Genomic DNA, 24,889 nt, shown 5'->3' on the forward strand with positions numbered 1-24,889 from the left:
CAGTAGATTGAATTGAGGCAGAGCCTCTTTTAAATACATTCCCAGCCTCCAGGCTGGGAACGAGACGACACAACCTTTTGGGCTTTTGTGCCATTCGACTCTGCGCCTCTGCATGAGCCAAGCGATCGCAGGAATCTGCGTTAAACAAAGACGAAACGAGTATCTGTTGCCAAATTGGTATTCCGGTTTAACCCGTTTTCCACAACAGCAATCAATTCCGCTCCATTGTTGGTGAAAATGCCCACGTCCGATCTAACTGACCCTAGTGAGTAATTGTTAGCAACTCCCTTAAGCTGAATCTGATCGTTTGCTTGGAAGTTGAGAATATAGGCGTAGTCACTGTTGCCGGAATTGGCATAGAAAACTGAAGTCACATCACCCAAGACGTAAGTATCTGCACCTTGCTCGCCGTTGAGGAGGTCGATTTCGTTTGTGCCGCCCCCCCAACCAATCAGGCGGTCATCACCATTACCCCCAGAAAGTGCGTCACTGCCAAGTCCACCTAAAATTGTGTCATTGCCATCGCCGCCAAGGAGTACATCTATGCTTCCCTTGCCATCCAGGTAATCATTACCTGCTCCACCATTGATTAACTCACTGCCATTAGTGCCGATAACGCGATCGCTTCCAGCTAGAGCATTGACTATGTATTTGTTCAAACCCGTAAGTTCGCTAACAAAGATGATATCGTTGCCAAATGTCGCCTTGTTATTGGCCACAGTCAGGTCAAAGGTATCGCTAACATTAGCGCCTTTGCCATCAGCAGCGGTAACTGTGACTGCAAAAATCCCAGTTTGGGAGATATTGCCAGATATTACACCTGTGTTTGCAACGATACTCGATCCAGCGGGTAAGCCTGTAGCACTGTAGCTGAGGGTATCGCCTTGATCGATGTCAGCAAATTTGTTACTGACATTGAAAGAGAAGGGTTTGTTTGTAGAGATGATTTGGTCGTCAATCGGTTGTACTACCGTGGGAGCATTGTTTTTAGGGAGATTAAACCGAGCCACGCTAGGGTCATGATCGCTATCCTGATCAGCAAACTCTGAGTTTATGTGAACGACATCATACCCATCTAGCTTGTTGAGCAAGTTGTTACTAACTAAAACGTGGTCAAGGGTTTGGGCATTACCTTGAAAGTTGTAGGTGTAACGCTCATTTTGCGGCAGAGTTTCAATTAAGGAAGTCAGTCCAGCGCTTTCTATGGTGTTGACGGGGTTGGAAAACTCAAAGTCATTTAAGTCACCCGCCACTACGACATTGGCATTGGGGTCGATCGCTAAAATACTGCTGACAAAGTTTTTCACCAGGGTAGCTTGTTGCTGACGCTGGGTTTCGCTAGTGAGAGTTGGTGGTTGATTCGGCCCAAATAATGGTTGGTCGCCACCTTTAGAGTTAAAGTGATTGCCAATTACATAAACAGTTTCACCGTTGAAAGTAAATTCACCTACTAACGGCTTACGACTGCTGGTAAAAGCGGAGTTGGTGGGGTCGATTAAACCAGGACTATTAGAAACTGTGGGAACACCAGAGACATTGGTAACTGTGGTACTGGCAGTAGAACTACCACCGGGGCGATCTACAAAGTTGACACGACTGGGATTAAATAAGAAGCCAACCCGGATATTTCCCCCAGGTTCACCGCCGTTCGTATCGTCTACTGGGTTAATTTGCCGATATTGATATGTGGGGCCACCAGCAGCAATGATTGTATCAATTAATTTTTGGAAAGTGGCGCTGGCATCAACGACGCTATCATTTGTCGGCCCGTTATTGTCCTGAATTTCTTCCAAACTAATGATATCTGGGGATTTCAGATTATTAACAATGCGGTTAGCCAGGTTGTTAAACTTGGTTGGATCATCACCTGGGTCAAGGTTTTCGACGTTGTAGGTAGCAACTGTCAGTTGGTCGGTAGTGGGAGTTAAATTAGTGACTTCCCTGGTCAGTGAGTTTGAAGTCACTGTCACTGAGGTAGGTAGAACTTCATAGTTGCTAAAGTTATAATCCACCACACCTGTAATCGTTTCCAAAGTAGCACCGACGTTAACTTTGGGTGAGCTACCAGAGGTAAATAGGGTGTCATCAATTTGGATACGCTCTGGATTAAAATCGTTAGGGCTAATTACGATACCGCCACGGGCTGTACGTCCGGTGGCATTAGCACCATCGTCTGCTAGTACCCAAATTTCCCCAAAAGAATTTGTCGGACTAACTGCCACAGGATTATTTATCTGGACTAGCATTCCTTCTAAGCTTTCGTAGAAATCAATGCCATCCTGGGCAGGGTCAAAGGTGGTTGTTCCAGTTTCGATATTACCAGTAGTGTCGTTATCAATTACCGTTGTTGGAATAGTTCTGCCACCATTACCCAAAATCGTGGCAGTTGGCAAAGCATTTCCACTGGAAAGGTTGACTATCGTCGGGCTAGTAATTTCTGTGGTCGTCAGGTTATTGGCATTATTACCTGGACGAAACTCTGTAACTGTTCCACTGACTAATATGGAATCACCGACGGATACAGTTGGTGCTGATGATGTGAAAACAAAAATGGCTTCGGAAGTGCGATCATCGCTGTCTGGAGTGGGGTCTTGCAAGTAAAAACCGTTACTTGTTTTAACCGTAACAATTCCCGCTACATTACTGACAGTCTGATTTCTAAAGGATGAAATATGCCCCGTTCCCTGAATGTCGCTAATCCGAACGGATGGAGTTACTTCAAACACCGCAACCGTTTTGCTGACTTCGTTTGTGGTAACTAACAAAGGCTTGCCTGTGGGACTATCAGCTGCCGAGACAAAGGTTAGCCCTTCGATCGCAATATCTTCGGGAGTGTTGATATATTGAACGAAGCTTGGCGCTTGCGGATTTGTCACTTCATAAACGATGACATCGCCAGTCCGTTCTAAACCAACAAAAGCATAAGTGCGGTTGTTGATGACTCCGATCACTACGCCTTCGGGTTCGGGCCCCTTGTTATCACTACGGCTGTCAAAAGTATCAGCTGCACCATCTGAGTTAAACAGAGTTGGTACTTTAGTTGCGGTGATTTGTTCAAATTGGTCACCACTGTCGAATATCTGATTACCGCTTGCGTCCCAAATCGAAAAGGAACGCGCCCCCAATGCTTCGATCCGATCGAAATCTCCGTCTCCATCGATATCACCTGTGGCCCCGGTTAATTGCAACCGTCCCAGATTGGCATTATTTTTGAGAGTTGCCGCATTTGGGAAAACAGTTGGATCTAAAACATATCCGGCTGCACCCACCCGGATTTCCTCGCTAAAACCAGTGTAGTCGCGGGAATCTCCTTCGTTGGCGGTGATGTAGTAGGTTTGTCCGTTGGCACTGAAGCTAGCGATCGCATCTGGTTGATATAACCCAAACACCGGCCAATTCTGAATATTGATTTTACCATCGCGATCGCTAGCATCTAATCCGTTACCTGGGAGATTGTGATTTTTCGCACCCAGAGGCAAAATGCTGGTGATGGTGGCGCTAGCAATATCCAGAATAGCGATCGCATTGTTTTCTTGCAATGTAATCCGTGCGGTTTTACCGTCTGGAGCTACTGCAATATACTCTGGTTCTAAATCTTGTGCTACCGTCGAGCCGGGTCCAGTAATCCGTACACCTGCGGCTTTGAGTGTGGCGATTTGGCTATTGAAGCTGGTAAATGAGGCTTGAGCAACGGTTGCATTAGCCACGCCACCAGAAATATTAATAATACTGACTGAACCTTCAGGATCTACCGAATTTGGTTGCCCGTAGCTGTTGGGTTCTCCTTCATTTGCTACTAATACCTTCGTACCATCGGGGGTAAAGGTGAGCATATCGGGTAATGCACCCACCGCCACCGAGTTCAAGAAGTTGCCATTGGCGGCATTGTAGAAACTCACTTGTCCTGTCTGTTGGGCGTTTGTGGTGGTGTTTTGGATGGCGTAAGCGACTGCGACAATGCCATTTTTCACCGCCACGCTGTTGGGAATGGCTTGCGTACCTGCGGGGGGAGTAAATCCTGTTGTCAAAGTACCAGCCGAGGTTACTGCACCTGTGTTGCTGACATTATAAATTTCAATTATGCTGCCAGCAACCACAAACAGGCGATCGCTTCCAGGATCAAAGGCGGATATTTCGGCTCCATTTGTACTGGTGAAACCGCCAATTTTCTCCAAAAAGCTGGAGTTATTGTTGGTAATCGTAATATTTTGGGAAGTGGTGCTGCCCAGGATAATACCTGCGGAGGGTGTACCAATGGTCAATGTTGCGGTTTCTATTCCTTCTGCGATCGCATCATCGGCAACGATAAAGGTAACAGAACCAGTGGTTTCTCCGCTAGGAATGGTGATGATATTGTTGGTGAGATAAAAATCTCCACTGGTGATGCCTGTTCCCGAAACCCCTAAATTAACGCTCTGATTCCCAGATACGGCACTGGATGCAGTCGCAGTAACGGTGATAGCTGTTGTGTTTGCTTCCAAGCCAGTAGTGCTGCTGAGGGATAAGTTGACAATTGGAAACACAGCATCGTTATCAGCGATCGTGATATTTTGAGAAGTAGTGCCCAGTGTAATACCTGCGGAAGGATTACTGATGGTTAATGTAGCGGTTTCTGTGCCTTCAATTACAGCATCATCTACAACGGTGAAGGTGACGGAACCTGCGGTTTGTCCGTCAAGAATTGTGATGATATTGTTGCTGAGGTTGTAATCTCCGGCGGTGATGTCAGTTCCGCTTACGCCTAAGTTAACTGTTTGATTACCGGAAACAGCACTAGAAGCAGTAGCCGTAACTGTAATTTGGGTTGTACCTGCTTCAGTTCCGGAGTTAGCGTTTACAGATAAATTGACTGTGGGATTTCCACTAGCGATCGCAAAGTTTGTGGTATCTGGGACTGTTGCAGCATAACTACCATCTCCACCATCGAACCAATTGGCGATGTTGTTAACAAGCGGTTTGTAGTTGGCAAAACTGGCTTGTCCACTGCGTGAACCATTATATACCCCATAGTCAGAGTCATTCGAGAGTGCGATCGCATTAACTCCATTACTTAGCCCAGCAGGAGTTAGATTTGTCGTCCCCTCACTTGACACACCAGCCAGAAATGTGGTGGGAGCAGTGGCGCTAGTGCCGAGATAAGCATAAAGAGTCTCATCAGATGCAGCAAGACCATAGTTAGCACTACCAGAAACGCTAACCCTACTGAATGTACCAATTGACGCTGCTAGATTAGCAGCATTGTCAACTGCGCTGAAACGAATTACAGTACCAGCAGTAATTGCACTAGCTCCGGAGTTCCACTGAAAATAAGACTCCCCAGTGTTAAAAGCTGTCAGGCTAGTAGCTTCGTTATCAGTGAAGTAAATGATTGTATCCGGGTCTATGTCTACAAACGTGACAATAGACCAACCATCTTCATCGGCATTGAAAGAGATAAAAGCAATATCGCCTTGTGTCAAAGCCATTAATAACGTCTCCTTCAATTTATTTTGTATTGTTTGAGAACCACCTGAAAAGCTGATATTCAGGAATAATTTGCAAACATAATCAAGTCATATTGACAATCGCAATATCACTATCAAAAAAAACTATTTTGTGGTCAAAAAAGCTACGGATTTTACTAGCATTAATCCATATTCAGCAACCTCAAGTTATCTCGGCAACATTAAGAAACCGCTAGCAAAAGGTTAAAAGAACAAATATTTGCTAGTCAGTTGCTCTGAGAAATAAACCTGGATTTAGTTGAAGAAGTCGGAGGGGCAGCAATTTTACGCCCATAAAAAAGCGATAAAGTTCATGTAGAGACGGCGATTTATCGCGTCTTGAAAACCCACAATTTTGTACTATTCGCCCTTAACCCAAGCGTATTGCATAAAAAAGGCGGACAAGATGCCCGCCCCAGAATAAGTAGTTGGATATTTTTTATTTGAAAGTCATTTTGTATTAAAAGCCACTCTTGCTTACCGGAACTTACCAGGAGCTAGACGAGCACCGTTAGGTTGAGACTGACGACGAATTGCTACTCCACTCCGCAAATTATTTCCAGTACCACCATCTTGGCGATCGAGGAAAGGTTTCAAATTAATCCCACTTCTAGATGAACTAACCCGATTATTGCCACTACCCAAAAGTGTGCGTCCTAAATTATATATTTCGTTGCTTCCACTATTGCGATTGCCATAAGTGTTAACAGCTATGGTTTGCTGTCCACTATCAGCAGTAGTCAAGTTTTGAAAAATGCTATTGCGGATAACAACAGGATCTTTACCACGGGGGACTGTCAGCACAATTCTACAGTTTGGGTTCGTTTCAGTTGTGACGCAGACAGTATTTTCGTTATTTTCTACCGATGTCTGGAGTTCTTGTAAGCCATCTGGGCGATAAAGTTCTAAGCGACTAGCGATCGCTGCACAACGCTTTTGTGCGTCCCAACCACCACCCAAAGCCGCAGGTGCCGCCCAAGGAAAGAATTGTCCTGGTTGACTTTGTGGCTGATACATGACAGTATACTGTCCATTGTAAGTCTGACAGCTAAACCGAGTTGTACCGTCAACTGAGGGTGAAGGTGGTATGCCTGTAGATGTGTCAATTGGTACTGATGAGCCACCTGATGGTATTGTTGGTACAACAACGCCATCGCCAGTAGAATCATATTGCGCGATCGCTGCCGAATTTCCCAGACACAAAGATAAGCCAATACTGCCCAAAGAAATCAACCGAATCAGTTGTGATGACATAAATCATCCTCCAGTAGAAGTAAGTAGGGAATTGATAGTCTAAGTGACGAATAATTCTGGCTTTTGATTCAGCAAAAACGCTATTTTTTTTCCTCTCTTGCTTTTTTCTCTGCGAGTAGCTTTTTCACCCGTGCTTGAATTTCTCTATGACGACCGCATCCTTCATAAGCGTAACGGTTGTAGCTACTACGGGTATATGCTAAGGCAAATTATTTGGATCAATACCTTGAGATTGTAAATAGGCAATTAGCCGTTCTTTTTGCTGGCGTTCCTGTTCAATTTGTTCCACTGCCCAAAGTAACAAATTACCTGCCTCATCCCACCAGCGCAACCAGTAACCTGTTCTAGCTTCTTTTGTTCCTTCCCAAGTTCCCAGAAATAAACCCATTGAATCAATCCAATGACGACCATTTTCATCAGGTTGCTTTAACTCGTAGCGCCTGTTATCGAGTTGGTAAAATTCTAACAAACCACCATTTGGGTCAAAAATTACGTAAATTGGAACTTGAAGAATCTGCTCGTAAAAAAACCATTTTCCTGGTGGATAGGTTCGTTTAAAAGAGTATTCTCCACCCTCTGTGTCAGATAGAAATTCCATCACAATTGCCGGAATATCTCCATCTAAATTGGGTGTATAACTTTTGCGTTCTCCTAAAATCTGATTTACCGATGGCACATAAATCCAGTCGGGTGCTTTAGCAACAAATTGCCCGTTTATCGTTGCACAAAGTCCAAAATTTGAGGCTATCAACATCTGCGGTTGGATGAAACCACTTATCTCAAGGCTTTCGCGCAAAGCACCAGCCAATAGTGGCTGACCTGTATTTTCCACTGGTTCATCCTCTAGGTGAAAATCTGCGGGCAATGCTTCCCAAGATATTACCAGTTCTGTTGAAGATTTAGGTTCACCGAGTTGGGTTGCCATAAACACCCCCTTTTATTGATTTGTCTTTATTTTATGGCTGACCAGTGGCTTGTTGTCAGGCGATGCCTGCGGCGGGCTACGCCAACGCTGTTATTTGACAACGCAATATCCCATCGGGTTTTGGGGAAAAGGGTAAGGGGTAAGGGGAAAGAAAAAACCTTTAACCTTTACCCAAAACCCAATTCCGAGTTCAAAATGCTTTACCCAAGCAGAATTGATATCCCACTCACTTTTTGCGATGTATAAAACACAAAAAACCCCGGCTAAATTAGCCGGGGTAAAGTCGAGAAGTGAGAATGACGATGAGATACAGCGATACCGAAATCAAAAATCTTAGCTAACGGTAAAACCAACCAAAACTAAAGTGGTGACGATTAAAGTTGCAAAAAGACCCTGTAAAACGTATTTACGTTGTTCCCAAATCGCTGGGTACTCAGCGTAGTACATCTTTGGTTCTGCTGCGTAGTTGTTGAGAATGCCGTCTTCGTTAGTGGTGGTGTACATAGTTTTTTCTTTTCTTTGTTTTGTTATCTTATGTAAATAAATATAACAAGTTTGTTACAAATCGTCAATAGGACTTGACAAAAAAGATTAATGGTAGATATAAAGCTGACTTATCAGCGATCGCAGATTTTGGCAAAGCGGTTCGAGTCTGCCAAAGCCGGATGCCTCTCAATACGGTTCGGTTAAGGGAAGAGACGCGATAAATCGCCGTCTTGACAATAATCAGTCCTTTGTAGAGACGGCGATTTATCGCGTCTTTGTGATCTATAAATTTCATCACAAAACCTTATCCGAACCGTATTGGGATGCCTCTTAAGTCGTCGCTGCGGTCTACGCGGCTAGCTCTGGCGAATGGAACTCGCAGCTATACAAACAAAACCCACTTCCGTGGGTTTCAAATTCTTTGAGTTTGCGTAGCGGCGATTTCTAATCGCCTGGTTTATTTGTAAAAGTGAGATGCTCCTGCTTCCTTTTTAGCCTTCCAAAGTTTCTTGTCGCTCTAAGTGGCAAAGTACGAGGCGGATCTTGAATGCCTCCTTTAATTTTGAGATTCCCTAGATATCTAACCCAACTACCATTAGGTCAGGAGGATGTTCTACATTAAACTGGTAATATACCTCTCGTCGCTCTTGGGGTGGAAGAGTTAACTGCCATTCTAAAATCCCCATTTCACCAACTTGAATCTGTGGGTTGCTGCGACTGAGACGCACTTTAATTTGCTCGTTGCGGCTAACTGGCAATTGTTCAGTTAGTTTCAAATTTACTTCTTTATCGAGTAAGTTAGTAATTATCAGCCGATAACTATAAGTAATCCGGCGCTGGTTGCTAATCAATCTTTTGTCTACCAGACGCTCAACTAAGTCGCGCTCAATTTTTAAACCTTCGTCAATTCCTAAGTTCAGTTTGAATTCTTGCCCTGGTGCAATATTCTCTAACTGAGTTGTCCCGATAAAAACGTTATCGCGGAAAATATTCGCTTTGCCTGGTAACAAAGTCGCACCGTTGGGATTATTTTTCACATTCGCTTGTAGATAAGCAAAGCTTACCAAGCGTGGCATTGCTACATAATCGAAGCTACAAGGATAATCGTCATTAAAAATCGTAGTTTTATGGGGTGCGCCATCACTGGGAATATTGCCACCACTATTCAATTTAAAGGTAACTACAGTCCCTTCTTTGGATACTTCTGCTGTAACGGTTTCTGCTGGGATAAGACTATCCTCTGCAACTTCATCTTGTTCTTGCCAATCCGCTCTGGCAGCAGAAGCAGGCGGTTCTGCTATGGTAGGTAGCAGTGGTGGCTGGGCAGTAAATCGGTGTCTTTGTAACAGTTGTGGACGTGGGGCATCAATATACCAGGGTTCAAGTTTAGGTGGGAGTGTACCTAATCCTGGTTTAGCGGTAGAAAGGGTGAGATTTGCACCAATCCAATCTTCGCCAGTGCTTTGAGTGATTTCTGCAAGGTAGCTCAGATGTACAATATCGCTGGTAGTGCTAAAGCGTAAGTCATAAAGGGGATTCCAACTAACGCGATTTACTATGTAGGATACCTCTAATTCAAATTTTCCTTCACCCGCTACTTCAACTGCTACAACTAAGTTAAAACTCTCTTTGGGATGGGGCGTTTGAATTTTTTGCAATGAGGTGTGGAGTGCTTGCAGTTGTTTGTCTAATTCCTGCTGTTGGGTTTTGCACTCTCCAGATGCGATCGCATATTCACTATACTGGCTTCCAAGAAAGTTCAAAAAATCCAAAGTTTCGCTAAGGCTGAGATTTTTCCGCGACAAACTCTGTGAAAAGGGTTCTTCTGTTTTCTCACGTAAGCCAGCGATAAAACTAGATTGCAATGCTAAAGCATCCACCTGAGCTTGGAGGTGGCGTTTTTCGGCTTCTAATTGCTGGATTTGCCTTGTCAAATGTGCTACCCGCTCCGCTACCGGTTCATTAGTGTAGATGCGATCGCTACTAACTCCCACCAAGCGCACCTCTACCGTACCAGTACCGCTAACCCTGACAGACTCAGTTTCTAGAGTCATTGGCACTGGGGTAATTACTAATTCCTGTTCAATTCCTGTTAAATCAACTACACCCCGCCGTGTAACTAATGCTCTGTCAGCATACACGGTAACAGCTACAATCTCGCTTTGTACTGTTTTGCGCCAAGATGGTATTTCCGGGTTAACCACTACTAGTTTTCCCCCATTCTTAATGATTCTGCTGGTTAATTGTCAATGTTTACTGGTCTAACAGTCAACCCTTTTAGGTAATTCGTAATTACGAATTACGAATTACGAATTATTTTACCCGTGAATAGGTTCAAACGCACTATTAGAAACAGGATCAACATTTTGCTCGACAAAATTCTTTGCCGCAGCTAGTAGATACTCATAATAGGCACGAGCGACTATAGATAGCTGCTTGCCAGATGGGTAAACCATGTACCAATGTCGCTGAATGGGGAAGTGTTGTACATCTAAAATGCTAAACTCTGAAGTGTCTGACAGTAAGGTATGACGGGATAAAACAGAAATTCCTAAACCACCTGCGATCGCTTGTTTAATTGCTTCATTACTTCCCAATTCTAGCTTGACTTTTACCGTTATCCCTTCTTCTTCAAATAGCTTTTGGACGGCGCGACGAGTTCCTGATCCAGGTTCCCGCATAATAAAAGGTTCGTTAGACAAGCGTTGTATAGGAATATTTTTTTCCTTGGATAACGGATGATGAGTCGGTGCAAAGACTATCAAAGGATTTTCTAAAAATGGTTCACAAGTCACATCGAGATTGTCTGGAATTTGACTCATAATATATAAGTCATCCAAATTTTGACTCATTCGTTCTAAAATTTGTTCGTGATTTGTTACTTGCAGCGAGATATCAATCCCTGGATAGAGTTCGCAAAAGGGCCCTAACAAACGTGGAATAAAGTATTTTGCTGTTGTAATTACTGCCAAGCGTAATTGTCCCTGTTTTAGCCCTTTTAAATCTGCCACTTTCATTTCATACTGGGCTATATTGTCAAAAATCTGCCGACAAGTGGCAAATAATTCCCGTCCTGCTTCTGTCAGATACAATCGCTTCCCCACTTGCTCAAATAATGGCAAACCTACCGATTTTGTGAGTTGCTTGATCTGCATAGAAACGGTAGGTTGGGTGAGAAACAATTCCTCAGCAGCACGAGTAAAGCTACTGTGCCGTGCCGCCGCCTCGAACACCTTTAACTGGTGCAGCGTCGCTTGGTTCAAGGGTGTATTCTCCTGTATATAGCGATTAAGAGATATAAAACTAGTATTGCTGAACACTGGCAAATGATATGGCAATGCTCACAGAAAGTTACGAGTTTTATTATAGATAAAACTCTATTATTTATATTAAAACAAAAGTATTCTACTTATGGATTGAAGAAGCTATTATCAGAACAGCAAAAGCGTAAGATGCCTTCCATCTAAACGATGAATGATGATTTTTTAAAAATTCATCTATCATCATTCATCATTCCATAATTCTTCCTGAACTTTTGTAGGTAGCTTGGTTAAATCTGGTAACCTTAGTACCTCGATTTCGGCAACTTGTTCTTTAATATTCACTGGTAAGTTTAACGGTTCGCGTTCTTCTATCCAACATCTTGCTAATGGCAAGGTTAGCTCCATTTCGTCGAGGGGTCGGGGAATTACCATGACTGCATTTAATTCCCCAATGCGTTCGGCCTCAAACATTCCCGCTTCTACTGCTACTGCCACATTTGCTACGGAACCACGAATAATAGCTGTACACAAACCCGCACCAATTTTTTCATAGGCTGCTAAATGAACATCAGCAGCTTTGAGCATGGCATCACAAGCTCCTACCATCGCTGGAAATCCTCGCGTTTCTACCAAACCAATTGCTTGATTACTCAGACGGCTGTAATTGCCCTCTTCCATCAATTTAGTAAAACGGGTTGTGATGGGAAGCACTATATCTAGGTTGGGATAAGGCCGGGGAATCACCAAACTAGAAACTAGCTGACCAAACTGTTCAGCCGTTTGCACACCAGATTCTACCGCCAGACGCACGTCAGCAATTCCACCGCGGACGATCGCAGTACAATGACCACTACCAGTTTTTTCATACCCAATGAGGTGAACTCCCGCTGACTTCAGCATCATATCCGCTGTTCCAACGATCGCTGGAAAGCTGCGGGTAGAAACTAAACCCAAAGCAGTATCCTGATAGGTTTCTTGACTACTTGCTCCCTGTATGGTACGAATGGGCCGTTGATTATATGTTTCCATGTCAATTCTCCAAAATACGGAAAAAGCCGACAACTTACAATTAACACTTACTCGGACTGATTGTCAGAGTTTGGGTCGTTCAATGATTGTCTATGAGGAAACAATGTAGTCAACAGTCTGCTTATGCTCCCTTGTCCATAAATTTGAGTCCCGAAACCATTAGGGGATTCTGTGGTTGGCTGACTGGGGTCTGAGTTATGTTCTGTAGAGGTTTGGACGGCTTCCTCCAAGGTGGAGTTAGCATCATGAGTCGGTTCTTCTACTGGAGGAGGCTGGTTTTGTGGAGTGGCGGAAGATTTAAAGTAAGAAATCGACTTGTTTTGTTTGAAATCCACAAAAGCCGAGGCTGAGAGGTTAGTTGAGGAAACTACCTTTTCTTTAACTCCCCCTAAGCCATTTTCTTCTTCCTGCTGCGGTGGTGCATTTGTAGAAGCTGGGTTATTTGTAGATGGTTCCAGTGGCTTTGTTTGAGCAATTTGCCGACTGGTGTCTCCTAGAATTGAACCCGCTGGTATTACTTGTCCAGGTTCAACCGAATAGTTAAAAACTGTTGTTGCTGAACCAATGCAAGCATTTTCTCCAATTTTGCCCTTGCCAACCATCAAAAACCCGGCTCCCAGGTTTGCGCCTGCTTCTACCTCTAGGGTTCCTTCATGGACTTGGAGAATCGCTCCCATGCCAATACAGACCCCTGGCCCAATGATGATCTTGCTGTTTACAGCCGCTTGGAGAATCACACCAGGTGCAAGTACCGCGCTTGGATGAATAGTCACCTCACCACTAATGTAAGAATCAAAGTTATTGCTGAGGCGCAGTGGCGGCACAGACATGGAAATTTTAACCTCGGAAGCCGGAATGGGGAATGGGGAATAGGGAACGGGGAATGGGGAGTAGTGAATGGTAAATGGTGAATATTAAAATTCCGTAATCCCTACTATTAGGGAGTGGTGAGTGGTGGATATTAAAATTCCCTATTTCCTATTCCCTATTCACTATTCCCTATTCCCTACTATGGTCGTTGAATGATCGTTTCCAGTACGCGACGCTTGGCTTTGGGGTCAACACCAATTAAGCGCACATATTCTCCGGGATATTCGCCGAGTTGTTTTTCTACGGCTGCGATCGCTTCTCTTTCTGAGGAGGCTTGAATTTGACCGGTACTAGTCCAGGAACCTGTACGGAAGCGGCGCTGATCTACATGCTCAATGCTAATTTTTGAGCCGCTAGCCAATAATTGCCGGAGTTGGCCTACTACTTCTGTACTCAAGCGGGTTGCTGTTGCTGTTGCTGTTGCTGTTGCGGAGGGTGTATTGCTAGTAAATGATTTTTGACCACCAGAGGAAGCTACTTGACCATTGGGACGTTGGATAATGGTTTCTAATACCCGCCGTTTGGCTTTCGGGTCAATACCAATTAAGCGTACATATTCCCCTTCGTATTCACCTAACTGTCTTTCTACGGCTGCGATCGCTTCTCTTTCTGAGGAGGCTTGAATTTGACCAGTACTAGTCCATGAACCAGTTCGGAAGCGGCGCTCATCTACGTGTTCAAGGCTAATTTTCGATCCGCCAGCCAATAAATGCCGGAGTTGGTCTACTACTTCAGAACTCAAGCGGTTACTGGTAGCTGTTCCCGTACCAGAGGGTGCTGCACTAGTAGTAAATGATTTCTGACTACCAGAGGAAGCTACTTGACCATTGGGACGTTGGATAATAGTCTCCAATACCCGCCGTTTAGCTTTGGTATCAATACCGATTAAACGTACATACTCGCCTTGATGGCTTGCTATGCATTCTTCTAAGGCGGAGATGACTTGATTTGTGGAAGTTGCTTCAATTGGCTTGCAACTAGTCCAAGAACCAGTGCGGAAACGACGTTCATCCACGTGTTCCATGCCGATTTTGTAACCACCTGCCAACAAGTGGCGGATTTGCTCTAGAGTTTCGCCACTGACTTTGCCACTGCTAGAACCGTTACCGTTACCATTACTGCTGCTGTAGCTGCCATTGCTATGACTGCTATTCGGCGCTTTAAAGCTGGTAGCTGGTTTTGCATCATCATCGGGACGTTGGATAATGGCTTCTAGCACACGCCGTCTATCTTTGTCAATGCCAAACAGTCGGACATACTCGCCGCTATGATCATTTACACAGCTTTCTAATGCTGCGATCGCTTCACCGAGCGATCTCGGTTCGATTGGCTGACAACTAGTCCAAGAACCTGTGCGGAAACGTCTTTGATCTACATGTTCCGTACCAATTTTATACCCTTGCCCCAATAGATACCGCAACTGATCTATTGTTTCTGCACCCAAGCTATTGCTCGCCACTTTACTACTCCTTTCCAACTCTAAAACAGTAATACCATTACCTGTATAAGATTTAGCGTTCTCATCCCGAATGGGTGCTATACATTTGCTATCCGCAGCACAGAGATAACCAGCTCGTAATGCCTGATTAATTCCAACCACATGATGAGCAAATTCCTTATCCTGATCTTGCACATCTGGCAAGCGATCGGCTTGCTGCTGGCTGGTAATTATCGCTCCCGAAGGTACATACTTACCAGAGGGAATCTCTACATCTTGAATTAAAGCGTGCATCATCACGATGCAACCTGCACCCACCCTGGCATTAAACACCGTAGAGCGAAAGCCAATGAAGGAATTATCACCTACATAAGCTGGCCCATGAATTAGAGCCATGTGGGTAATGCAAGCGTTTTTACCAATCCATACTGAGTATTTATTTTGGTCATCGCCAATTACTCGGCCTTGCTCCAACCCATGAATGACAACACCATCTTGAATATTGGTATTTTCACCCAGATAAAAAGGTGTGCCTTCATCCGCTCTAATCGTAGTCCCCGGAGCAACGATTACATTTGCACCTATTCGTACATCCCCAATTAGATTGGAGAATGAATGTACAAAGGAAGTTTCATGGATTTGGGGTTCAGCTAAATTCCTTGACCACGGGGTTGGGGGTGCCGCCGTGCTGCGGACTGCCATTGCGAGATTCCTCCTGTATTGTCATTTGTCAGTTGCCATTCGTCAGTTGTCATTTGTCGAGAGCTAATGACTAATGACTAATGACCAATGACTAATGACCAATGACTATTGATATTGATCTTTTTTGCTGTAAATCAGGCGATCTTCAACGTAAATGGTATCTATGATCGCCACCACTACTGCATCTAATGGACGTTGTTCATTTCCAGTAACTTGACGAGCAGCACTACCACGACTGACAAGTACCCACTCATCTACTCCTGCTCCCACACTATCTGCTGCTACTTCGTATTGTGGCAGGATGTTTCCATCTTCATCCACTAATTGTAACAACAGTAGTTTCACACCTCTGAGACTTGGATCTTTTTGGGTGCTAACTACTGTGCCGCGAACTTTGGCAACTTGCATTACAAATTACGGTCTTCTACCGAAAGGGCGAATTGCATTCACATTTTCCCGGAACTGCTCTACGTCTTCTGTATAACGAATTGGGAGGACGTATTCCAAGTTTTCGTGAGGACGAGCAATGATGTGAGTAGACAGCACTTGTCCACCATTAACTCGCTTTACAGATTCAACTCCTGCGCCTACAGAAGCTTGCACTTCCGAAACGTCACCACGGACAATGACTGTCACTCGACCACTACCAATTTTTTCATAACCTACTAAGGTGACGCGGGCAGCTTTCACCATTGCATCAGCGGCTTCCACTACTGCTGGAAAGCCTAGCGTTTCAACCATTCCCACTGCAATTGACATTAGTTTTAATCCCTATTTGAAAGTTTTTAGCCTTGGACAAAAGTGATGCTCTTTTCAGGCAAAGAGCGTTAATTACTTTGTTTAAACAGCTTTTAAGTACGGAATTGTTCTACCGCTTCTGTGTAACGTATCGGCAAGACGTATTCCAGGTTCTCATGAGGACGAGCAATGATGTGAGTGGATAACACTTCACCACCAAATACTCTTTTTGCCGCTTCAACCCCAGCTGCTACAGAAGCTTGAACTTCCGATACATCTCCCCTTACTATCACTGTGACACGAGCGCTACCAATTTTTTCATAGCCTACTAAAGTGACACGGGCGGCTTTCACCATCGCATCAGCAGCTTCCACTACTGCTGGAAAGCCCTTCGTTTCAATCATCCCAACTGCAATTGGCATCGCAGAACTCCTACAAAATGAATCTAATCAGTACTGTTGTTTGAAATTTTTGACGGGGAGAGCTTATCTTAGAGCTAAGAAAACACTTCCAAATTAAGCATAGGAAAGCTTGGCGTCCCTGGCAATATAAATCACTATAATAGTTTATGATAAGAAAGTTTTAAAAAACTTAACAAAAGTTTATCTGTGCTTCTGGGCAATTAAAGTTCACTGATTCCTAGAGCAGCCACTTATGCTTTATAATTTCTTTATCACATTTCCAAAACGGCATTCATAACCAAGGCTAATCCTATCTGGTAAAGGGGAAGCATAGGCTGCGTCTTTTGCTGCATCTATCTTTCCTCAAAAATTACTGTATGTACAAGGACTAGGTGAAAAATAGATAATTTTTTCAAATATATCGTATAAAGTACTTTGCTTAAAGTAGAAATACAAATCTAAAAGGGTCAGTGATGTTAAGGGAAGTAAATGCTTTTGCTTATGTAAAGTTATATTTTACTTATATTTAATAGGGTAACATTAAGTAAAATTACTCCTGGGAATTTAGTTTAAAAAATAGTAAAAAAACATCGGGCTTTTGGTAGATTTATTTTAATAAATAAATAATCGGTTGAAATTTTTTTTAAATCAAGGCTGAGTCGTCAAGGAAAATTTAAATGGATCAATTTCTATTTTCAACAAGTTGGTTTGTGCCTTTTTATAGCTTATTGGGTGCAATTTTGACCTTGCCGTGGGGAATAGGAATAATTCAGCGAACCGGGCCAAGACCTGCGGCATACTTCAATTTGTTGACGACCGTTTTAGCTTTTGTCCATAGCCTGTTTGTATTTAAAAGTATTTGGGATAGAGAACCAGTAAACTTACTAATCAATTGGTTCAAAGCTGCGGATTTAGACTTATCTTTTGCCTTAGAACTATCGCCAGTCAGTATTGGAGCAACAGTTTTAATTACAGGGTTAAGTCTACTGGCGCAAGTTTACGCTCTGGGTTACATGGAAAAGGACTGGTCGTTAGCGCGTTTTTTTGCACTGCTGGGATTTTTTGAAGCGGCGCTGAGTGGTCTAGCAATCAGTGATTCTCTGTTTCTCAGCTATGCGCTTTTGGAACTTCTGACGCTTTCGACTTATTTGCTGGTGGGGTTCTGGTATGCTCAACCACTAGTAGTGACGGCGGCGCGAGATGCGTTTTGGACTAAACGGGTGGGAGACTTGTTACTGCTAATGGCTGTAGTGACACTTTCCACCTTAGCCGGGAGTTTGAACTTTTCGGATTTATATGAGTGGGCGCAAACAGCTAATTTAAGTCCAATGACATCGACATTGCTAGGGTTGGCATTAATTGCTGGGCCTGCTGGTAAATGTGCCCAATTTCCATTGCACCTGTGGTTAGATGAGGCAATGGAAGGGCCTAACCCAGCCTCGGTAATGCGGAACTCGCTGGTAGTAGCTGGTGGTGCTTATTTACTGTATAGATTTCAACCATTGTTAGCACTATCGCCAGTTGCCTTAAATGCCTTGGTAGTTATGGGCACGGTGACGGCGATTGGGGCCACATTAGTATCCATAGCTCAAATTGACATTAAGCGATCGCTATCTCATTCCACCAGTGCATACATGGGGTTAGTGTTTTTGGCGGTGGGGTTACAGCAAGGGGGTGTAGCCTTGATGTTGCTATTAACTCATGCGATCGCAAAAGCATTATTATTCATGAGTTCTGGTTCAGTCATTTTGACTACCCAAAGCCAAGACTTAACAGAAATGGGCGGTCTGTGGTCACGAATGCCAGCCACCACCACAGCCTTTGTAGTCGGTTCAGCGGGGATGGTAACACTGCTACCATTGGGAAGTTTCTGGGCAATGTTAGCATGGGCTGACGGTTTCGTGAATATTAGCCCTTGGGTAATTGGGGTTTTAGTATTAGTCAATGGTTTGACAGCATTGAATTTGACCAGAGTCTTTAGATTAGTGTTCTGGGGTAAACCGCAACAAAAAACCCGTCGCACGCCAGAAGTTGGTTGGCAGATGGCGCTACCAATGGTGATTCTGACAGTGCTAACTCTGCTTTTACCTCTGATGTTACAGCAATGGTACTTACTACCCGATTGGGAAAGTATTAATTGGTATGTGGTGTTAGCGTTGTTTGCGTCTACCGTGGTGGGCGTAGGTGTAGGGTGTACAGTTTATCTGCACAAAGCTTGGTCAAGATCGAGAATATTGGCGTGGAGATTTCTGCAAGACTTGTTAGGTTATGATTTTTATATTGACCGAGTTTATCTTGTAACCGTGGTAAGTGTAGTAGCACTGCTATCTAAAATCTCTGCTTGGAGCGATCGCTACTTGGTTGATGGTTTCGTAAACTTGGTTGGGTTTGCGACCATTTTTAGCGGACAAACTTTAAAATACAGTATTTCTGGGCAATCTCAGGGCTATATGTTGACCATCCTAGCAGTTGTCAGCGTCCTGGGTTTTTTCATCAGCTGGTCATTGGGTTTACTAGATAAATTACCTTTTTAACGTGTCGCGGAAGTCCCCACCTTCAATGTACCCATCTCTGTGGGGATTGTCAGCGGGGGATGAGGATTACATCTGGAATTGATTTAAAACATCAGTAAAAACAAATTCTGGATGTATGACGAATGCCCATCGCCCTTGGCGTCTCCCCTTGGGAGAAGATTTTCTGGTAAAATACACACTGTCTTGACCATCAATGCCACAAGCGAAAACCAAGCTAATAGGTATATGTTGCAAGAGAAAGATTTGGGTCTTGGGAACCAGGACTTCTGCCCTTGGAGGGAATGTCAGACCAAAAAAAACTACGGAGTTTTTGAGGCTATTCCCAATGAATTGGGAAGCTCAGATTTCAGCCGTAGGCAAGTCTGAGTAGTTCACAGATATTGTCATTGGTCATTGGTCATTAGTCATTTGTGATTGGGTAAGAGTTTTTCCTAGTCCCCAATCCCCAGTCCCCAGTCCCCAATCCCCAATCCCCCATTCCCCATTCCATACCTACTTATGCTTAGTGTTTTAATTCTAGTGCCGTTAATCGGCGCAGCTTTAATTGGTTTCTCGCCCTCTGGCATCAATGGGAAATTAGCCCGTGGGGTGGCTTTGGTCTTTGCCACTATCGCTTTCTTGTGGACAATCGTACTAGCAATTCAGTTTCATCCAGGGGAAATAACTCAACAGTTTGCTGAATCTATCCCTTGGGTAGATGCTTTAGGTTTGAATTATAACCTTGGGATAGATGGTTTGTCTTTGCCATTGCTGGTTTTAAATGGATTGTTAACTTCCATTGCCATTTACAGCAGCGATGAATCCCTACAGCGTCCTAAATTTTATTACTCTTTGATACTATTATTAAGCGCTGGGGTGACTGGAGCCTTTTTGGCACAGGATTTACTGCTATTTTTCCTATTTTACGAATTAGAACTAATTCCGCTGTATTTGTTAATAGCCATTTGGGGTGGGGAAAAGCGGGGTTATGCTGCTACCAAATTTCTCATTTATACAGCCGTTTCGGGAATCCTGATTTTAGCAAGTTTCCTCGGCATGGTTTGGCTGAGTGGTTCCTCTAGCTTTGCATTAGCAACCTTAAACCCGACAACTTTACCTCTCGCGACACAGCTTTTACTGCTAGCGGGCATTTTGGTCGGTTTCGGGATTAAAATTCCCTTAGTTCCCTTCCATACTTGGTTGCCAGATGCTCACGTTGAAGCTTCTACACCGATTTCAGTGCTGTTGGCTGGGGTGCTGTTGAAGTTAGGAACTTATGGCTTACTGCGGTTTGGCATGAACTTGTTACCAGAAGCTTGGAATTATCTGGCTCCTTGGTTAGCGACTTGGGCAGTAGTGAGTGTACTGTATGGTGCATCCTGTGCGATCGCTCAAACCGATATGAAAAAAATGGTAGCATACAGTTCCATTGGACACATGGGTTATGTGCTTTTAGCGGCGGCGGCGGCTACACCTTTAAGTGTGTTGGGTGCTGTAATGCAAATGATTAGCCACGGCTTGATTTCCGCAATGCTGTTTTTGCTAGTAGGGGTTGTGTATAAAAAAGCCGGAAGCCGTGATTTAGACGTAATTCAAGGATTGCTGAACCCAGAACGGGGTATGCCGGTAATTGGTAGCTTGATGATTGTCGGAGTCATGGCCAGTGCTGGTATACCGGGAATGCTAGGCTTTATCTCGGAATTTATAGTTTATCGGGGAAGTTTTCCAGTTTTCCCAGTGCAAACATTGCTATGTATGCTTGGTACTGGTTTAACAGCGGTTTATTTCTTAATTCTTGTCAACCGCGCCTTTTTTGGCCGCTTGTCTGCACAGGTTACCAACTTACCGCGTGTGTATTGGAGCGATCGCATCCCACCTGCAATTTTAGCTATATTGATCGTGATTTTCGGCATTCAACCTGGTTGGTTAGTCCGCTGGACTGAACCAACGATTACAGCAATGGTGAATACCCAAAACGTAGTAGCAGTGTCCTTGGATAAAGAAATGGGGCTAGTACCGCAAGGCGGAATTAAAAATTAACAATGAATACAGCGTAAGCGTTTCATAGATTGGAAATGGTGAGGCAGTCCGGTCTTGGGGGTTCCCCCCATGAGGAACTGCCGAACCCGAAGGGGTGGTTTACTTCCGTCGTACTGTACTAAGGATTAGGGACAAGGGGACAATGAGAATAACCATGACTAATGACTAATGACTAATGACTAATGACTAAACTTTTTGGATAAATAGCAATGGTAATTACTAAAAAGAGAGCTACTCACAATCCCTTAGCTGAGTATATTGAACGTCTGCAAAAAGGAGAAGCATTACTCCCCGACAGTCCAGAAAATGTGCTGGAAGTTGTTGGTATCCTTAAAAGCTATGGCGTAGTTTTAGATGCCTACTCAAAAAATCTTAACTATATTGCCGAGCATCAGTTTTTAATATTTTTCCCATTTTTTAAATACTTTAATGGAGAGGTTTCTTTTCAGAAATTACTCCGTCACTGGTGGCATGACCGAATTAATTTTGAATATGCCGAATATTGCATGAAAGCCATGATGTGGCATGGTGGCGGTGGACTAGATACGTATTTAGATACAAATGAATTTAAAGAAAGAGCGCAAGCTGTTATCGCCGCAAAATTTAAAAATAATCCCTTCATTCCCGGTATCAACCAACTGTTTCCAGATTTCTTAACAGAACATTTGCGCGTTTCTGCTTACTACACAGGTTTAGGTCAATTTTGGCGAGTCATGGCTGATATTTTTCTCAGCTTATCAGACCTTTACGACCAAGGCAAAATCAAATCGATTTCCGAAGTTGTAGAACACATTAAAGCGGGGTTAGTGGCAAATGCATCAAACCCAATTACCTACGCTGTCAAAATTAGAGGTAAGGTCTATGAAATCATTCCCAAAAGTGTTGGCTTGACTTTCTTAGCAGATACAGCAATACCTTATGTAGAAGCAGTATTCTTCCGAGGAACTCCTTTCCACGGTACTGTTTCATACAACGCCCAAGGATATCAAATTCCCCCAGATCAAACCCGATTTCAATATGGCGCATTGTATGCCGATCCTTTGCCCATCGGCGGCGCAGGTATTCCTCCCACCTTGCTGATGCAGGATATGCGTCATTATCTTCCAGAGTATTTGCACGAAATTTATCGTCGCAGTCTCCGGGGTGAAGATGATTTGCGAGTCCAAATTTGCATAAGTTTCCAAAAATCGATGTTTTGTGTGACCACAGCAACGATTTTGGGACTAATGCCTTATCCTTTGGATACTAAAGATCCAGATCAAGCAAAAGGTAATCGAGTTTATTTAGAGAAGTGGATGAGTCGGTTAGAAACTTCGCGGTTGCTGGATGTGAATAAATAGATAAAAAAAGATTTTAATTACATTCCGATGAAAGTAAAGACTGCTCAATCTTTTGGGTTTGAGTATAGTTTCTTAGTATCTAACATCGTGATGCGTATTGCTTACACTTTGTTGGGATTGTGCTGTAACTAGTCTTGAGTTTAAGATTGATTGTTTCGCTAGCATTCAACAGATTATTATCCTGCTTTGATATGCTTTTCCATGACAAAGTTTATAAACTTTTGTCCTCTACGCTCAACCTCTTGCTTTTTTATAACAATAAATCCCTGCCTTTCAAAAAAAGGTTTAGCTGTAATACTGACTTCTGTAAATAACTTTTCAACCCCTAAAGACTTCGCTTTTAATTCAATCTGTTCTAAGATTTTCTTACCAACACCTTTCCTTTGAAAATCTTTGTGACAATAAAAACGGTCAATATGACCATTAGCCTCTAATTCTCCAAAACCAATAATTTTGCCATCTTCTTCTGCTATATAAGTAAACTTATTTGCTAAACTTTTAATCCAAACTTCAATATCCATGTTTGCTGGTGCCCAAGCATCTACTTGTTCTGCTGTGTAATCATGAATATTTACTTCATGAACAGTGTCGTAGAACAATTTCATCATTTCTTCGGTATCAGCTATTTCATATATTCTCAATCTCATAAGGGATGTGATTAAAAAAATTCGCAATTCGCACTCTTGCTAACGCCCCGCTTCTCTACGAGACGCTACGCGAACGCTATCGCGGACTCGCTACCGCTACGCTAACGCAATGATGTTTTGTAACGGGAATTTAACCCTGACACAAAACGTGCTGCCTGTCTTGCTGGGGACTCAAACCCCCAAAGTTCGTTAAAGGTATTTCAGAGGATACAGTACTTAGCGACCACTGATGTTCAAAATAAATATATTTTTATTTAGTACATTTGTACTAAATTGCTGCTAAAATGCCTTACAAGTCAGCTAGCCTTGCTTGAGGTAGTATGAAAAAAATCCAAGATACGGACAAAAAGCCCATTTTGCTGAAAGTTTCGCTGTTGCAGCCTACATCTGTAACTACTGCTATAGTGCCACTGCGACCCCAAAAGGAAAAAATCATCAGCGAAGGAGAGCGTTTGATTGCACAAGTTGAACGTATCAATCAGATGGCAGGAGAGTTAGAAGCAGCGATATTCGAGTTGAAAGCGATCGCTAATACACTGAATACTCAAAAAGGTTCCCCATTCTTGAAGAAGGAGCAATGCAAAAATATTTGCCAGTATTTCGCAGTTAGCGTCCCTTGGGTAAAACGAAAGCCTGACAAATCTTTTATTCTGACAACGCGAAGAGTTGATTTATTCCGAGCCGAAAGGGAAGCCACACTGCTAGCACAGCAACTTCGTCATCAAACCAAAAAAAGATTAGCATCGCAGCGACACAGAAAAAACAAGAGCGAAAATCATACAAAACGCTTGTTCAAAAGGTATTAGTCAACAAATCTTAAAATTATCGAAACAGAATTCAGGAGTCAGGAAAGGTATTCGTGCAATTCGTGGATAGCGCAGCATAAAGCCTTCTGGCATGGCTTGTCTGCGACACACTGCGCTTTTAGCCTCTCGTAGAGAGCGTCTTGATTCTGACTTCTGTTAGCGGATAGCTAAGGTTTAGCCCATTCTGACTTCTGAATTCTTCTTCAACAACATTCAACGGCATTTCACCCTTGAGGTTGTAACAGTTATGCTGATTGAAGTGGCAGAAGGAACTTCTTGCTCAAAATTGCATACCATGCTGCCATTGCTCATTGCAACCATATTTAGTGGCAATGAGGCAAAACTGCCCTAAGATTTGCACTTCCGTAAAACCAGAGTGTAACATCAGGGACAATCAATCAGCGCACAGAAGAGGTAAAAAGAAGGTGTTAAAGACACTTTTAGTGATTGCCGTTGGTTTTTTACCGTCCCTGATTTCCCTGTGGGTGATCCGCAAAACCCATTTGCGATCGCGCCTACGGCTCAGACAAGCAGCCATGAATTTTCCAACAGTGCAGGGACAACAAAACTTTAGACCGGTTGAGAGCGATCGCTATTATTTAGAAGGGGTAGGTTACCTGATTGGCGATATCAGCTGCAAATTTAATGCCCGTTCTGGTTACATGCGTTGTGCTGTCAATCCCGAAGGCCCCTGTAATGGTTGTCGTCACTACGAACCCAAAGGATTAGCTGATAGTGAAAAAAGGGCTTAGAGTCCTGACAAAGCAACTTTACAGCACATTCCCAAATAGAACTGGGGAATGATAATATTGTTCATATTTATAATAATTTGTATTTACAAACACTTTGAATATTGGTCTTTGCATGGTCAAATAAGAATGATTTAATATAATTCGTGCAAAAGTGGAAATCTGCGTCATTTTGTTTGCAGATTATGAACTTTAGTATTGACTT

The 24,889-nt window shown here is 43.4% G+C and carries 19 protein-coding genes and 1 pseudogene; 5 read left to right on the plus strand and 15 right to left on the minus strand.

The features are described 5' to 3' along the window. Window positions 1-140 precede the first annotated feature (140 nt). The 14 genes and pseudogenes from RRG12_RS18905 to RRG12_RS18970 form a co-directional block, all read right to left on the minus strand. Entirely contained in the window at window positions 141-5,465 is a 5,325-nt protein-coding gene (locus RRG12_RS18905; RefSeq protein WP_420760335.1) for a choice-of-anchor I family protein, read from the minus strand. Window positions 5,466-5,960: 495 nt separating this feature from the next. Next, on the minus strand, window positions 5,961-6,737 hold the full coding sequence (locus RRG12_RS18910) for a COP23 domain-containing protein (RefSeq protein ID WP_420760336.1): 777 nt from the start codon (window positions 6,735-6,737) through the stop codon (window positions 5,961-5,963). 199 nt (window positions 6,738-6,936) lie between these two features. Next, complete coding sequence (locus tag RRG12_RS18915; RefSeq protein WP_420760337.1) at window positions 6,937-7,662, minus strand: Uma2 family endonuclease; 726 nt, start codon at window positions 7,660-7,662, stop codon at window positions 6,937-6,939. Window positions 7,663-7,995: 333 nt separating this feature from the next. Next, entirely contained in the window at window positions 7,996-8,166 is a 171-nt protein-coding gene (gene psb34 / locus RRG12_RS18920; protein WP_141699742.1) for a photosystem II assembly protein Psb34, read from the minus strand. 64 nt (window positions 8,167-8,230) lie between these two features. Further along, window positions 8,231-8,443, minus strand: coding sequence for a hypothetical protein (locus RRG12_RS18925; protein ID WP_420760338.1), 213 nt, complete (start codon window positions 8,441-8,443; stop codon window positions 8,231-8,233). Between the two features lie 277 nt (window positions 8,444-8,720). Next, window positions 8,721-10,352, minus strand: a complete 1,632-nt coding sequence (locus RRG12_RS18930) for a mucoidy inhibitor MuiA family protein (protein WP_420760339.1) — start codon at window positions 10,350-10,352, stop codon at window positions 8,721-8,723. A gap of 114 nt (window positions 10,353-10,466) precedes the next feature. Continuing rightward, complete coding sequence (locus tag RRG12_RS18935; protein WP_420760340.1) at window positions 10,467-11,411, minus strand: LysR substrate-binding domain-containing protein; 945 nt, start codon at window positions 11,409-11,411, stop codon at window positions 10,467-10,469. Between the two features lie 240 nt (window positions 11,412-11,651). Beyond that, window positions 11,652-12,440 carry a BMC domain-containing protein gene (locus RRG12_RS18940; RefSeq protein ID WP_069071085.1) on the minus strand — a complete coding sequence of 263 codons (789 nt, stop codon included), beginning with the start codon at window positions 12,438-12,440 and terminating at the stop codon, window positions 11,652-11,654. A 47-nt stretch (window positions 12,441-12,487) separates the two neighbouring features. Beyond that, window positions 12,488-13,270, minus strand: a complete 783-nt coding sequence (locus RRG12_RS18945; RefSeq protein ID WP_420760341.1) for a transferase — start codon at window positions 13,268-13,270, stop codon at window positions 12,488-12,490. 179 nt (window positions 13,271-13,449) lie between these two features. Continuing rightward, the gene (locus RRG12_RS18950) at window positions 13,450-13,707 is read right to left on the minus strand and encodes a ribulose bisphosphate carboxylase small subunit (RefSeq protein WP_370684464.1); all 258 of its coding nucleotides are present in this window, start codon (window positions 13,705-13,707) and stop codon (window positions 13,450-13,452) included. A 90-nt stretch (window positions 13,708-13,797) separates the two neighbouring features. Beyond that, window positions 13,798-15,450, minus strand: a pseudogene (locus RRG12_RS18955) (ribulose bisphosphate carboxylase small subunit); the annotation flags it as partial. A 105-nt stretch (window positions 15,451-15,555) separates the two neighbouring features. Continuing rightward, window positions 15,556-15,858, minus strand: a complete 303-nt coding sequence (locus RRG12_RS18960) for a EutN/CcmL family microcompartment protein (protein ID WP_069071088.1) — start codon at window positions 15,856-15,858, stop codon at window positions 15,556-15,558. 6 nt (window positions 15,859-15,864) lie between these two features. Further along, window positions 15,865-16,209 carry a carbon dioxide-concentrating mechanism protein CcmK gene (locus tag RRG12_RS18965; RefSeq protein ID WP_039748664.1) on the minus strand — a complete coding sequence of 115 codons (345 nt, stop codon included), beginning with the start codon at window positions 16,207-16,209 and terminating at the stop codon, window positions 15,865-15,867. A 92-nt stretch (window positions 16,210-16,301) separates the two neighbouring features. After that, window positions 16,302-16,610, minus strand: a complete 309-nt coding sequence (locus tag RRG12_RS18970; RefSeq protein WP_012410633.1) for a carbon dioxide-concentrating mechanism protein CcmK — start codon at window positions 16,608-16,610, stop codon at window positions 16,302-16,304. Between the two features lie 656 nt (window positions 16,611-17,266). Between RRG12_RS18970 and RRG12_RS18975 the strand changes: the two genes are divergently transcribed. The 3 genes from RRG12_RS18975 (at window position 17,267) to RRG12_RS18985 (ending at window position 22,482) form a co-directional block, all read left to right on the plus strand. Next, window positions 17,267-19,123, plus strand: a complete 1,857-nt coding sequence (locus RRG12_RS18975; protein ID WP_069071089.1) for an NAD(P)H-quinone oxidoreductase subunit F — start codon at window positions 17,267-17,269, stop codon at window positions 19,121-19,123. Between the two features lie 498 nt (window positions 19,124-19,621). Continuing rightward, a complete protein-coding gene (locus RRG12_RS18980) occupies window positions 19,622-21,142 on the plus strand; it encodes an NADH-quinone oxidoreductase subunit M (protein ID WP_420760342.1) in 1,521 nt (506 codons plus the stop codon). A gap of 209 nt (window positions 21,143-21,351) precedes the next feature. Further along, window positions 21,352-22,482, plus strand: a complete 1,131-nt coding sequence (locus RRG12_RS18985) for a CO2 hydration protein (RefSeq protein ID WP_420760343.1) — start codon at window positions 21,352-21,354, stop codon at window positions 22,480-22,482. A 176-nt stretch (window positions 22,483-22,658) separates the two neighbouring features. On the opposite strand, the gene RRG12_RS18990 is transcribed toward RRG12_RS18985, so the two are convergent. Next, window positions 22,659-23,129, minus strand: coding sequence for a GNAT family N-acetyltransferase (locus tag RRG12_RS18990; RefSeq protein WP_069071092.1), 471 nt, complete (start codon window positions 23,127-23,129; stop codon window positions 22,659-22,661). A gap of 320 nt (window positions 23,130-23,449) precedes the next feature. On the opposite strand from RRG12_RS18990, the gene RRG12_RS18995 reads away from it, so the two are divergent. Both RRG12_RS18995 and RRG12_RS19000 read left to right on the plus strand, forming a co-directional pair. Then, window positions 23,450-23,935: a hypothetical protein gene (locus tag RRG12_RS18995; RefSeq protein WP_420760344.1), complete on the plus strand. Its 486-nt coding sequence runs from the start codon at window positions 23,450-23,452 to the stop codon at window positions 23,933-23,935. Window positions 23,936-24,360: 425 nt separating this feature from the next. Then, window positions 24,361-24,687, plus strand: a complete 327-nt coding sequence (locus RRG12_RS19000) for a DUF6464 family protein (protein WP_069071094.1) — start codon at window positions 24,361-24,363, stop codon at window positions 24,685-24,687. The last annotated feature ends 202 nt before the right edge of the window (window positions 24,688-24,889 follow it).

Source organism: Nostoc sp. CALU 546 (assembly GCF_048836525.1).